Consider the following 13,054-nt stretch of genomic DNA (forward strand, 5'->3'; position numbering starts at 1 on the left):
CCGATGACCACTTCCCGGTCCCGAACGTTCCGATACGCCGCGCTGGCGGCCGGCCTGCCGCTACTGGCCTCGGCCGCGGTCCTCGCGGCGCTGCCGGCGGACGCCGCGACGGCGGGCTGCTCGGTGAACTACGCCGTGTCGTCGCAATGGCAGGGCGGGTTCAACGCCGACGTGTCCCTCACCAACCTCGGTGATGCGCTCACCACCTGGACCCTGACCTGGTCGTACGGAGCCGGGCAGACCGTGGCGCAGGCGTGGAACGCAACCGTGACGCAGAGCGGGGCCGCGGTGAGCGCGAAGAACGTCGCCTACAACGGCGCGGTCGCGACCGGCGGCACGGTGTCGTTCGGCTTCACCGGGTCGTCCGGCGGCAGCAACCCCGCCCCGAGCAGCTTCGCGGTCAATGGCGTGACCTGCACCGGATCGACCGGGCCGACCTCCCCGCCGGCGTCACCTCCTTCGTCGTCCCCGCCCGCCACGTGCGCGCTCCCGTCGACGTACCGCTGGAGCTCGACGGGTTCGCTGACGAGTCCGAAGAACGGCTGGACCTCGTTGAAGGACTTCACGAATGTGGTCTACAACGGCAAGCATCTGGTGTACGCGTCGAACGTGTCCGGTGGTTCGTACGGTTCGATGAATTTCGGTCTGTTCACGAACTGGTCCGATATGGCGTCGGCGAGTCAGAACGGGATGAGCCAGGGCACGGTGGCGCCGACGCTGTTCTACTTCGCTCCGAGAAACATCTGGGTGCTGGCGTATCAGTGGGGTCCGACCGCGTTCAGTTACAAGACGTCCACCGACCCGGCCAACCCCAACGGCTGGTCTTCCGCGCAGACGCTGTTCACCGGCAGCATCACCGGTTCCAGCACCGGGGTGATCGATCAGACGCTCATCGGTGACGGGCAGAACATGTACCTGTTCTTCGCCGGGGACAACGGCAAGATCTATCGGGCGAGTATGCCGATCGGGAACTTCCCGGGCAGCTTCGGTTCGTCGTACACGACGATCATGAGTGACTCGACGAACAACCTCTTCGAGGCGGTCGAGGTCTACAAGGTTCAGGGCCAGAACCAGTACCTGATGATCGTCGAGGCGATCGGCGCGAACGGGCGTTACTTCCGGTCGTTCACGTCCTCCAGCCTGGGCGGCACGTGGACCCCGCAGGCCGCCACGGAGAGCAACCCGTTCGCGGGCAAGGCCAACAGCGGTGCGACGTGGACCAACGACATCAGCCATGGCGACCTCGTGCGCACCAATCCCGATCAGACCAAGACCGTCGATCCCTGCAACCTGCAGCTGCTGTACCAGGGCAAGGACCCCAATGCCGGTGGCGACTACAACAGCCTGCCGTGGCGGCCGGGCCTGCTCACCCTGCAGCGCTGAGCGGCACCGTCACGATGACGAACGCCGGCCACAACGGCCGGCTGGCCCCTGGCCAGAGCACCAGTTTCGGTTTCCAGGGCACAGGGTCCGGCGGCGGAACCGGAATCTCCTGCTCCACCGTCTCGTGAATCGAGGAACCATGATGTTGGTACGCAGACTCGCCGGCGCCGCCGTGGCTGGAGTGCTGGCCGCGGCGACGGCGCTGGCAATCGTGACGGCGGCTCCCGCCGACGCCGCGGTCACCGCCGGGTGCGGTAAGGCGCCCACCCTGACCAGTGGCACCCGGACGATCTCCAGCGGCGGCCAGAACCGGTCGTACATCCTGCGGGTGCCCGACAACTACGACCGGAACCATCCGTACAAACTGATCTTCGCCTTTCACTGGCTGAACGGGACCGCGGGCAATGTGGCAGGCGCCGGCTATTACGGGCTCCAGCAGTTGTCGGACAACTCGGCTGTCCTGGTCGCACCGCAGGGCATCGACAACGGCTGGGCGAACACCGGTGGCCGGGACCTCACCCTCGTCGACAACCTGACCGCCCTGATCGAGGGCGACCTGTGCGTCGACACGTCGCAGCTCTTCGCCCTGGGCTGGAGTTACGGCGGCTCGATGAGCTATGCGGTCGCCTGTGCGCGGCCGGGGGTCTTCCGCGCGGTGGCAGTACTGTCCGGCGCCAACCTCAGCGGCTGCAGCCCCGGCACCCAGCCGGTGGCCTACCTGGGGATCCACGGCATCCACGACAGCGTGCTGAACATCTCGCTCGGCCGGTCCATCCGCGACACCTTCGTCCGCAACAACGGATGCACCCCGCAGAACCCGCCGGAGCCGGCGCAGGGCAGCCTCACCCGCATCGCGACGACGTACTCGGGCTGCCGGGCGGGGTACCCGGTGGAGTGGGCGGCGTTCGACGGTGACCACACCCCGGAGCCGGTGGACGGCACCACCGCGACCAGCGGTGCCCGCACCTGGGTGGGTGGGGAGATCTGGCGGTTCTTCACCCAGCTGCCGAGCACGACACCGAGCTCGTCACCGGCCTCACCGAGCTCGCCACCGGCCTCACCGAGCTCGCCGCCCCCGGGCGGGGCGGGGGCCTGCAGCGCCGCGTACCGGATCACCGGGCAGTGGCAGGGCGGCTTCCAGGCCGAGGTCACCGTGACCGCCGGTGCGTCGGCGCTGAGCGGATGGCGGGTCGGCTGGACGTTCGCCGACGGCCAGACCGTCAGTCAGATCTGGGGTGGCCGCACCACCTCGAGCGGGAGCACCCAGACCGTCACCAACGAGACCTACAACGGCACCCTCGGTGCGGGTGCGTCGGCCACCTTCGGGTTCCTCGGCACCTGGACCGGCACCAACAGTGTTCCGTCAGCCACCTGCACCCCGGTCTGACCTTGGAGTGACAACCAGGTACTGCCTCTGCCATATCCGCGAAATTACCGATAATTATCGATCTCTGGCCGCTATATGCAGCCAGCGATCGTTCTTCACCAATATCTTGACATGCCCATGTATCACTTCTTACCTTGAGCGTCACGTTCCGGAAACATTCCGTAACTTTCGGATCCGAGAGGTGATTCTCGTGGCTCCCAGCAAAGCCCTTGTTCTGGCCGCAGCCGTCGTCATCGGCGTAGGAAGCCTGGCTGCCTGTTCGGGCGGAGATGACGACGGGTCGGGAGGTGGCAACGTCACGATGCAGTTGTGGGAGAACTCCACCACCGGGCCGGGCAAGGCGTTCTGGGACAAGGCGGCCGCCGATTACCACACCGCCCATCCGAACGTCACGATCAAGGTGCAGGCCGTCCAGAACGAGGATCTGGACGGCAAGCTGCAGACCGCGCTGAACTCCGGCTCGGCGCCGGACATCTTCCTGCAGCGCGGCGGCGGGAAGATGGCTGCCATGGTGGAGGCTGGCCAGCTCAAGGACATCACCGACGACATCACCGCCGAGACGAAGCAGGCGGTGGGCGACGCGGCGCTGCGGACCGCGCAGGTCGACGGCAAGGCGTACGCCGTACCCATCTCCGTCCTGCCGGGAGGTTTCTGGTACAGCAAGGATCTGTTCCGCAGCGCCGGTGTCACCGCCCCACCGGCCACCCTGGACGATCTCACCACAGCGGTGAGCAAACTCAAGGCGGCCGGTACGCCGATCGCCCTCGGCGCCAAGGACGCGTGGCCTGCCGCCCACTGGTACTACTTCTTCGCTCTGCGCGCCTGCAGCCAGGCCACGCTGGACGCGGCCGCCAAGGACCGGACGTTCAGCGACCCCTGCTGGACGAAGGCCGGCACCGACCTCAAAGCCTTCGCCGATACGAAACCGTTCACCGAGGGCTTCCTGACCATCTCGGCCCAGCAGGGCGCGGGAAGCTCCGCGGGCCTGGTGGCCAACCACAAGGCGAGCATGGAACTGATGGGTTCCTGGGATCCCGGTGTGATCGCCTCCCTGACGAAGGACACCAAGCCGTTGCCCGATCTCGGGTTCTTCCCCTTCCCGGCGGTACCCGGCGGCCAGGGCGGCCCCGCTGCGATCATGGGTGGCACGGACGGCTACTCGTGCTCGCAGGACGCACCGGACGAGTGCTCGGACTTCCTCAACTACCTGCTGACAAAGGACGTGCAGGAGGCCTACTACAAGGCCTTCAACTCATTGCCGGTCAACAAGCAGGCTCAGGGAGCTGTCACCGAGGACTATCTCAAGGCGGTTCTGGCGGCCTACAACACGGCACCGTACGTCTCGCAGTGGCTCGATACGGTCTACGGCCAGAACGTGGGCAACGCGCTGAACATCGGTGTCGTGAACCTGCTCGCCGGCAAGGGCGACGTCGCCGGAATCATCAAGGCCGTGAACGACGCCGCCAAGAAGGGCTGACGGCGCCGTGCTCACGGAGGATGTGCCCGGCAGCCGCGTGCGGATCGGGGGCGGCGAGCAGCCCCCGTCTCCGGTCCGCCGCCGGCGGCGCGGCATCGGCTGGGCGCAGCGTCTGGAGATCGCAGCGCTGTCCGGTCCGGCGATCCTGATCTTTCTCGCCTTCGTGATCCTTCCCGTGCTGATGGCCGCGTACTACGGCTTCTACCGGTGGAAGGGTTTCGGCGTGCCGACCACCTTCGTCGGCCTCGACAACTACGTCACGATCCTGCAGGACAAGGCGTTTCGCGAAGCGCTGTGGCACAACGGGCTCATCGTCGTGCTCTCGCTCCTCATCCAGGGCCCGATCGGGCTCGGTCTCGCCCTGCTGCTCAATCAGAGGATGCGGGGCCAGTCGGTCATCCGGGTGCTCATCTTCGTCCCGTACGTCATCGCCGAGGTCATCGCCGGGACGGCCTGGGGCCTGCTGCTGCAAGCCGGCGGCGCGGTCAACGGCGTCCTCAGGTCGATAGGTCTCGGCGGGCTGGCGCAGGACTGGCTGGCGAACCCGAAGCTCGCCATCTGGACCCTGATGTTCATCCTGACCTGGAAGTACATCGGCTTCGCGGTCATCCTGTTCCTGGCCGGGATGCAGAACATCCCGGAGGAACTGACGGAGGCGGCCGCGATGGACGGCGCGTCGTACTGGCAGACCCAGCGGAGGATCACGGTGCCCCTGCTGGGGCCGACGATCCGCATCTGGATCTTCCTGTCGATCATCGGTGCGCTGCAGCTCTTCGATCTCGTCTACATCATCTGGGGACAGTACGTCTCGTCGACGGCGGGCACCTCGACCATGGCGACGTACCTGGTCACCGAGGGCCGTAACGCCGGCAACTACGGGTACGGCAACGCCGTCGCGGTCGTCCTCTTCCTCATCTCGATGATCATCGCGCTCGGTTACCAGCGTTTCGTCCTGCGCCGTGACACCCAGGGCGCTCTCACGGGAGGACGGTAGGACATGGCCGGAACCAGGTCGTCCCGGCGGGGCGGGGGCCACGGCCGTGGCGGAAGCGACCCGATCGTCTACGCCGTCGCTCTCGTGCTGATCGGGGTCATGCTCGGACCCGTCCTCTACATCATCATCGGTGGCTTCCGGACCAACTCCCAGATCACCACCGATCCCGCGGGGCTGCCTCACCCGTGGGTGTTCGGCAACTACACCGGCGTCCTGGCGAGCGACGCCTTCTGGCGCCAGGTCGGCAACTCGGCGATCGTGGCCGGGGCCACCACCGCCGGCGTCGTCACGCTGGGTGTCATGGCCAGTTATGTCCTGGCCCGGTACAGGTTCCGGGGGCGGGGAGCGATGTACGCGTTGTTCGCCGCGGGCCTGATGTTCCCGGCGACGGTGGCGATCACACCGTTGTACATTCTGGTGAAGAACCTGGGCCTGGTGAACACGCTGCCCGGGGTCATCCTTCCCCAGATCGCCTTCGCGCTGCCCACGACGGTCATCATCCTGGTGCCCTTCCTCCAGGCGATCCCCAAGGATATCGAAGAGGCCGCGGCCATCGACCGATGCAGCCGGCTCGGCTTCTTCTGGCGGATGGTGCTGCCGCTCTCGGTGCCGGGGCTGATCACCACGGGGATCCTCGCGTTCGTCAACAGCTGGAACAGCTACCTGCTGCCCCTCTTCCTCCTGAACGACCAGGACACGTTCACCTTGCCGCTGGGTGTGCAGGCATTCGCGTCGGAGTACTCGGTCGACACCGCCAAGGTGCTCGCGTTCACCTCGTTGTCCATGATCCCGGCGCTGGTGTTCTTCAGCCTGTTCCAACGCCGCATCGTCGGCGGTCTCACCGGCGCGGTCAAGGGGTGAGGTCTCGTTCCCGCGCCGCCGGTACCCGGATGGAGGTTGACAGAACGGCATTGCATTGATTGTGTTCGATGCAATACCTACTGACGGGAGCCCCCGATGTCGTGGATCTCCGCAGCCGCCGTTGTCGCCGTGCTGGTCGTGCCGGGCCAGGTTCCTGCGGCGGCGCCGGTGGAACCCGTGCCCGGTGGGCCCCGGACGGCTGCGGAGGTCTACCGGTATCTCGAGGATCCCCAGCTCACCGGCGAGGGCCAGGAGGAGCCGCACGCCGACCTGCGGCCGTACCCGGATGCCTCCGCCGCGGCCGCCGATGTGACCAGCCACAACGCGGCAAATCCGAAGGTGCGTTCGCTCAACGGCGACTGGCGGCTGAAGATCTTCGACCGGCCCGATGACGTTCCCGCGGCCTTTCACGACGCCGGGTTCGACGCGAGCAGGTGGCCTGCCGCGCGGGTGCCGCACACGTGGCAGTCCGACTTCATCGACCACCCGATGTTCCGCAACATTCCCTCGGAGATCGTCCCGGACGACCCGGCGAAGGTTCCGCACGACGTCAACCCGACCGGCGCCTACCTTCGTACGGTGGACCTGCCGAAGGACTGGTCCGGTGACCGTGTCTTCCTCCGCTTCGAGGGTGTGACCAGCAATTATCTGGTCTGGGTCAACGGCGGCTACGTCGGCTACGACCAGGGCGGCTACACCCCGGCGGAGTTCGACGTCACCGAGCGCCTGCACCCGGGCCGCAACACGATCGCCGTGCAGGTGCATCGCTGGGGTTCCGGCGCCTACCTCGAGGACTTCGACCAGTGGCGTTACAGCGGCATCTTCCGCGACGTGTGGCTCTACCGGACCGGGCCGACCCGGCTGCGGGACGCCTACCTGACGACCCACGGCGCCACGCTGAGCGCCCGGGTGGACGTCGCCGGTGCCGCCGGCAGGTTCACCGTCCGCGGCACCCTGCGCGACGCGAGCGGCCGGACCGTCACCACCGTCAGCGCGTCGACGGGCACCGGCCGGGTCACGCTCACCGCACCCGTGGTGAACCCGGCACGGTGGAGCGCGGAGGAGCCGAACCTCTACACGCTGGTGCTGGAACTGCTCGACAGCCGCGGCAGGTCGTTGCACACCACCGCGCAGCCCGTCGGCTTCCGCGACATCGAGGTGCGCGACCGGCAGATCCTCGTCGACGGCAAGCGCATCATGATCAAGGGAACCAACCGCGCGGAGACCGATCCCGACACCGGCCGGCATGTCACCCGCGAAGCCCAGCGCGACGACGTTTTCCTGATGAAGAAACTGCACTTGAACGCCGTACGGACATCGCATTATCCGTCTGATCCTTATCTTTACGACCTGGCCGACCGGCACGGTCTGTGGATCGACGACGAGGTGGACATCGAGACGCACAACCACGAGTCCTGCCCGTCGGTCTGTCTCGCGGACCGCCCGGAATGGCAGGCCGCTTTCGCCGACCGGTTCCGCGCGATGGTGGAGCGCGACAAGAACCATCCCAGCGTCATCTTCTGGGACACCGGCAACGAGGCCGGGCTCGGCGCCGCGCACTACGCGATGGCGGCGTGGGCCGACGCGAACGAGCCGACCCGGTTGCTCTATCACCAGTCCAACAGCCCCGACGGCGACGCACCGTACGCCGACGTCGACGGCCCCCGCTACCCGACCCCGGCCCGGCTGGAGAGCCGCACGCTGAGCAGCACCAAACCGATCGTGATGGGGGAGTACGCCCACGCGATGGGCAACGGGCTCGGCAACTTCGACCAGTTCTGGGCCCTGGCCCGCGAGTATCCGCAGATGCAGGGTGGCTTCATCTGGGACTGGGCTGAGCAGAACCTGCGCCAGCCGCTCGTGGTCACCCCCGACACGGCGAACGGGATCCAGGCCTTCCTGGTCGGCAAGCCCGGCACCACCACCGGCCACCACGGCAACGCCGTCGAACTGTCCAGCCTGGACGACTTCGTCGACGTCTTCCGCGACCCGCGCCTCGACCTGACCGGCCCCCTCACCCTCGACGCGTGGGTCAAGCCGGGGGAGTGGGCCGGCAGCTTCCCGATCCTCACCAAGGGGCAGTCGTACGCCCTGCAGATGACCGATCGCGACACGCTGGAATTCCGCGTCGACGGAAAGGCCGTCACCGCGGACGTTCCCGCCGACTGGTACGGCAGCTGGCACCGCGTCACCGGCAGCTACGACGGCACCACCCTTCACCTGCTGATCGACGGCACCGAACGGGCCACGACACCCCGCAGCGGCGCGGTCGACCCCGGCCTGTGGGAGGTCAACCTGGGCCACAACGCCGAGACGCAGCAGGACAACGACCTGTGGAGCGCCCGCCTCGGCCGCGGCCTGATCGACGACGCCCGCATCTACTCCAAGGCGCTTTCCCCGGACGACCTGGCCGCTGACCCGTCCGGTACCGCCGTGCTGGCCCTGAACTTCGACACGTTCCAGCGTCGAGGCGACTTCCTCAGCCTCGGCATCAGCCTCTCCGGCACCGACGGACTGGTCGGTTCGGACCGCTACGTGCAGCCCGAGACCGCCGAGATGGCCTGGGCGCAGGCGCCGATCCGGTTCACCCGCGACGGCGACACCGTCCACGTGCACAACGAGCAGCAGGCCGGCGCGTTCGCGGTCACTCTGCGCTGGAAGCTCACCGAACAGGACCGTACGCTGCGCAGCGGCAGCCGTAAGGTCCGGCTGGAACCCGGCGCGACCTACGACCTCGACCCGGGTCCGCTCCCGGCGAATCCCGGCGACCGGGAGCGTTTCCTGAGCGTCGAAGCGGCCAGCGACACCGATCACGCGTGGGCGCGTCGCGGCTGGATCGTCGGGCACGACCAGTTCGCGGCCGGCGGTCACGCGGTGCCCGGCATCCTGCCGCTTCCCGTCACCGGCGCCCCGGCCCTCTCCAGCAACGGCGACCGGATCACGGTGTCCGGCAAGGACTTCACCTACCGCTTCGACGCGGGCCTGCTCACCTCGATGCGCGCGGCGGGCCGTGAGTTGCTGCACGGCACCCCGGCCCTGGACGTCTACCGGCCACCGACGAGCAACGAGACGTACGACTGGGGCACCGACGACCGCCGCATCTGGCACGAGACCGGTCTGGACGCCCTGCGCACCACGGTCACCGGCGTCACGACCCGCACCGAGGCCGACGCCGTGGTGGTCGAGGTCCGCAGCACCGCGGCGGGAACCGGGATCTCGTTCGGCCAGACCATGCGGTACCGCATCGACAAACGGGGCACGATCATCCTCGCGCACGACGTCGTGCCCTCCGGACCGCGGATCACCTCCCTGCCGTACCTGCCGCGGGTCGGCATCTCGTTGCAGGTGCCCGATTCCCTGCATCGGTTCGCCTACTACGGCCGCGGCCCGCAGGAGAGCTACAACGACCGGCGCAGCGGCGCCCCGATGGGGGTCTACACCAGCACCGTCGACGATCAGTACGTGCGCTACTCCCGGCCCCAGGCCAACGGCAACCACACCGACACCCGCTGGGCCGCCCTCACCGACGGGCGCGCCGGGCTGCTCGTCGGCGGCACCCAGGACGTCAGCGTCACCGCCTACGACAACCTGGACCGCGCGGAGTACGACCATCAGCTCCCGCTCGTACGCAACCGCGGCTGGGTCACCCTGCACGCCGAGGCCGGCGAGACGGGCATGGGCGAGACACCGAACTCGGTCCTCGCGCCCTACCGGCTCTCCCCGACCCAGCCCTACCACCAGGAACTGGTGCTGCGCCCCCTCACCCGCGCGGAGGCGGCGGCCGGTGGCGTGCCCGATTCGGACGTCCCGGCACCCTGCCCACCCTCGGTCTCCGTGCTGGCGCCGGCGCAGATCCAGCCCGCGACCCCCGTCGACGTCCAGGTTCCGGTCCAGTCACGCTGCGCGTCCGGCCTGCAGGACGCCTCCGTACGCCTGGCAGCGCCCGAAGGCTGGACGGTCTCCCCGGAATCGGTCTCACTCGGCGCCGTCACCGACCGCGAAACAGCCACCTTCACCGTCACCGCCCCGGCCGGCACCGACATCGGAAAGTACCCGCTGACCGCCACGGCCGTCACCACAACCCCCACCGGGTTCCGCTCCAGCACCACCGCGACCACGACGGTCGCCGTGCCGCTGCCCGCCGGCTGGTCGTGGCTCAGCGACCGGCCGTACACCCCGGTCTCGAACGGCTGGGGCCCGGTCGAGAAGGACCGCAGCAACGGCGAACAGGGCGCCACCGACGGCAACGCCCTCACCATCGGCGGAACCGTCTACGACAAGGGCCTCGGCGCCCACGCGACCTCGTCGATCGACGTCCCCCTGGGCGGCTCCTGCACCCGGTTCCGCGCCGACGTCGGCGTCGACGACGAAACCGGCAGCGGTGGCACGGTCGCCTTCGAGATCTGGCTGGACGGCGAGCGCCGGTTCGCGTCCGGCACCCGCACCGGCACGGACCCGGCCCAGCCCCTCGACCTCGACATATCCGGCGCCACCACCATGAACCTCAGGGTCACCGACGCCGGTGACGGCAACGGCAACGACCACGGCGACTGGGCGTACGCCCGCCTCGACTGCTGAACCACACCTCCCGCGCCTACGGCTTCACGAGGGGCGCGGGGTGATCACATCGGGGGAGTGTCGCGGTAGCTCCCGGTGTAGTAGCTGCCGACCTGCTCGCGGTACTGCGGCGTACTGAAGGTGTCCTTGTCGTACTCCGGGGAATTCTTGATCTGATCCTTGGTCCGGTCGACGTACGCGGTGCGCTCGTCGTGGTCGATGCGCTGGACCGTGCCGGCGGGCAGCAGCACCTTACGGCCGAAGATCCACGGACCGGTGTCGACCACCAGGAAGGCGCTGCCCACGTCGTACGTGGCCTCGTCGACCTTGCCGATACTCCCGTCGGTGGCCTCGACGCTGTAGCCGGCGAGATCCGCGCTCGCCTGCTCGTCGGCGTGGGCACTGTCGTTGCCGGTGCGATCGGGGTCGTCAGTGGCGGCGGGACCGCCCAGGGTCCCCGGCTCACGCCAGGCCCACGGAACGAACGAGAGTGGTTGCATCACGACCTCCAAAGTTGACGTTGATTGCTGCCCTTCTCTCACGGGATACCCGCCAGAGAGGCGCCGAATCGTCGGTGCCCGGAGCGGACCGGACCCGATCTCAGCGGCAGGTTTTGTTCTTGTTGATGCAGGCGGCGATGCGTTGCATCTGACGGGTGCCGTTGACGTTGATGAAGTCGTTGTGGTCGGAGAACGGGTTGTGGTCCTCCTCGGGGAAGGAGTCCAGGGCGTACTGCCCCGCGACCTGGACGTCTTGGGGGATCTTGTAGGACAGGGTGATCCGTAGCTGGGGGATGGCGACGAAGCCCTTCTTGCACGCGCCGGTGGTGGTGTCGGCGAAGGCGACGTGGTCGCGGTGGTTGGTGCTGTCGATGTTGGTGCCGTCCCAGCAGCCGGGGAAGTCCTGGACGCGCTGGACCTGCTGGCCGCGCGGGCAGATCGGGTACTTGTCGGAGAGCCGGTCGGTGAAGCCTGAGCAGGTCCAGGTGGCGCGGGCGTTGGCCGGGCCGCGGCTGGTCGGCTTGGCGTCGCCGGTCAGTTCCCGCAGGAACCTGGGCATCGGGACGACCTTTCTGGCGGCGTTGCCCCGGTACTGGATCAGTACGGATGCGGGGCGGACGATGCCACCGGTGTTGTTCGGCAGTTCGAGGTTCGGGCCCTGCGGGTCGGGCAGGGCGGAAGTGCTGCCGGCTGAGGCCGTGGGCTGGCCGGTCACGGTGCAGGGGGCGAGTTTCTCGAGCCCTTGCGGACGAGCGGCGTTGCGGCCGATAGCGGTGCTGATGCGATCCAGGACGGCCGTTCGCCTGGCGTTCAGCGGACCCAGGACGGCGTTCCCGCGGGTGACCACCAGGCTTTCGTTGGCGTCGGAGATCTGCCGGTCCAGTTCCGCAAGACCACGGTTGACCTCGTCGAGCGCCTGACTCGGGACGCCGGGCAGCCGGTCGCGGACTGCAGGGCACCGCACCTGCTGAGTGGCGACCTGCTTAGCTTTGACGTCGGCGGCGGTGTGCCGCATGGACGCGTGCATGCCGTCGTAGTTCGTGTCACATTCCACCAGCGAGAGCAGGCCGGTCGTCCGTCCGCCGCCGGCAGCGGCGATGCTGTCACTGATTCCTCTGATCAACTGAGCGCGCTGCGTCCGCAGGACGGTGAGCACGGACTCGTTGAAGTCGGCGTCGACACGTCCTTTGCCGGTCGCCATCCGCGTGTTCGCGTCGGCGTAGGCACGGTCGATCTGCGCGAGCCGGCTGTCGACGGCGGGTCTGGCCCGCACCGGCACGGCGGGCAGCCGGTCACGGACGTCAGGACACGTCACCGCGGGAGTGGTCGAAGCCAGGGCCTGCTGCGTCTCGGCCCGCGACCGTACGGTCCTGTCGATCCGCACCACCGGCCAGAAGTACGAGGACCGGTCGCCGTTCGTGCAGGTCGTGCCGGAGGCAGCCAGATCGGCGTCGGACGATTTCGCGGTGATCGCCAGGTTGCCGACGAAATCGTGGACATGCTCCGCGCCGTTCGTGATTCCTGGCTGCGCGACCGGGTTGTCCGGGCTGAACTTGCCGTTGCCGTTGGTACCGCAGTCGACGGTGAACGTACCGGTCGAGGCCCGGCGGCCCGGCCGGGGATTCACCACGTTGGGCTGGACCTTCTCGATCCGGACGAACTGGTCCCGCTCGGTGGAGGCATCGGCGCTGCCCTTGCCTCCGCCGGAGACGAAGACGGCGGTCAGTGCCCCTGTCGCGGCCACGGCCGCCACAGCGATGGTGATCCTTACGGCGCTCCGGCGTGATCTCTTCCGCACGCTGACTCCTCGCTGTTTCACCCGTTCGGCGGCCCGGGACCGGGTGCCGTCCTGCAGTACGGCGCGCGGACGCCTGCGGACCGGGGGTGCCGGGGCA

General features: G+C 68.3%; 9 protein-coding genes. 7 read left to right on the forward strand and 2 right to left on the reverse strand.

What is annotated here, in order from left to right:
• Nucleotides 1-3: 3 nt before the first annotated feature.
• The 7 genes from Ahu01nite_RS30115 to Ahu01nite_RS30145 all read left to right on the forward strand — a co-directional run bounded on the left by Ahu01nite_RS30115 (nucleotide 4) and on the right by Ahu01nite_RS30145 (nucleotide 10,680).
• Nucleotides 4-1,383, forward strand: a complete 1,380-nt coding sequence (locus Ahu01nite_RS30115; RefSeq protein WP_203840050.1) for a non-reducing end alpha-L-arabinofuranosidase family hydrolase — start codon at nucleotides 4-6, stop codon at nucleotides 1,381-1,383.
• A 14-nt stretch (nucleotides 1,384-1,397) separates the two neighbouring features.
• Nucleotides 1,398-1,511 (forward strand): cellulose binding domain-containing protein, encoded by a 114-nt coding sequence (locus tag Ahu01nite_RS30120; protein WP_203840051.1) that lies wholly within the window; start codon nucleotides 1,398-1,400, stop codon nucleotides 1,509-1,511.
• Between the two features lie 14 nt (nucleotides 1,512-1,525).
• Nucleotides 1,526-2,770 carry a CE1 family esterase gene (locus tag Ahu01nite_RS30125; RefSeq protein ID WP_203840052.1) on the forward strand — a complete coding sequence of 415 codons (1,245 nt, stop codon included), beginning with the start codon at nucleotides 1,526-1,528 and terminating at the stop codon, nucleotides 2,768-2,770.
• A 190-nt stretch (nucleotides 2,771-2,960) separates the two neighbouring features.
• A complete protein-coding gene (locus tag Ahu01nite_RS30130) occupies nucleotides 2,961-4,247 on the forward strand; it encodes an ABC transporter substrate-binding protein (protein WP_203840053.1) in 1,287 nt (428 codons plus the stop codon).
• A 7-nt stretch (nucleotides 4,248-4,254) separates the two neighbouring features.
• A complete protein-coding gene (locus tag Ahu01nite_RS30135; protein WP_203840054.1) occupies nucleotides 4,255-5,241 on the forward strand; it encodes a carbohydrate ABC transporter permease in 987 nt (328 codons plus the stop codon).
• 3 nt (nucleotides 5,242-5,244) lie between these two features.
• A complete protein-coding gene (locus tag Ahu01nite_RS30140) occupies nucleotides 5,245-6,102 on the forward strand; it encodes a carbohydrate ABC transporter permease (RefSeq protein ID WP_203840055.1) in 858 nt (285 codons plus the stop codon).
• 96 nt (nucleotides 6,103-6,198) lie between these two features.
• Nucleotides 6,199-10,680 carry a glycoside hydrolase family 2 TIM barrel-domain containing protein gene (locus tag Ahu01nite_RS30145; protein WP_203840056.1) on the forward strand — a complete coding sequence of 1,494 codons (4,482 nt, stop codon included), beginning with the start codon at nucleotides 6,199-6,201 and terminating at the stop codon, nucleotides 10,678-10,680.
• A gap of 44 nt (nucleotides 10,681-10,724) precedes the next feature.
• Here Ahu01nite_RS30145 and Ahu01nite_RS30150 read toward each other — a convergent pair whose 3' ends face one another.
• Both Ahu01nite_RS30150 and Ahu01nite_RS30155 read right to left on the reverse strand, forming a co-directional pair.
• Nucleotides 10,725-11,159: a PRC-barrel domain-containing protein gene (locus Ahu01nite_RS30150; protein ID WP_203840057.1), complete on the reverse strand. Its 435-nt coding sequence runs from the start codon at nucleotides 11,157-11,159 to the stop codon at nucleotides 10,725-10,727.
• 100 nt (nucleotides 11,160-11,259) lie between these two features.
• Nucleotides 11,260-12,957 (reverse strand): DUF1996 domain-containing protein, encoded by a 1,698-nt coding sequence (locus Ahu01nite_RS30155; RefSeq protein WP_239159249.1) that lies wholly within the window; start codon nucleotides 12,955-12,957, stop codon nucleotides 11,260-11,262.
• Between the last annotated feature and the right edge of the window lie 97 nt (nucleotides 12,958-13,054).

This window comes from Winogradskya humida, assembly GCF_016862215.1.
Classification (GTDB): domain Bacteria; phylum Actinomycetota; class Actinomycetes; order Mycobacteriales; family Micromonosporaceae; genus Actinoplanes; species Actinoplanes humidus.

Coding starts and splice junctions, on each gene's coding strand:
- Ahu01nite_RS30140 (WP_203840055.1), top strand. CDS start 5,245: ATGGCCGGAACCAGGTCGTCCCGGCGGGGCGGGGGCCACGGCCGTGGC.
- Ahu01nite_RS30115 (WP_203840050.1), top strand. CDS start 4: ATGACCACTTCCCGGTCCCGAACGTTCCGATACGCCGCGCTGGCGGCC.
- Ahu01nite_RS30125 (WP_203840052.1), top strand. CDS start 1,526: ATGTTGGTACGCAGACTCGCCGGCGCCGCCGTGGCTGGAGTGCTGGCC.
- Ahu01nite_RS30120 (WP_203840051.1), top strand. CDS start 1,398: ATGACGAACGCCGGCCACAACGGCCGGCTGGCCCCTGGCCAGAGCACC.
- Ahu01nite_RS30150 (WP_203840057.1), bottom strand. CDS start 11,159: ATGCAACCACTCTCGTTCGTTCCGTGGGCCTGGCGTGAGCCGGGGACC.
- Ahu01nite_RS30145 (WP_203840056.1), top strand. CDS start 6,199: ATGTCGTGGATCTCCGCAGCCGCCGTTGTCGCCGTGCTGGTCGTGCCG.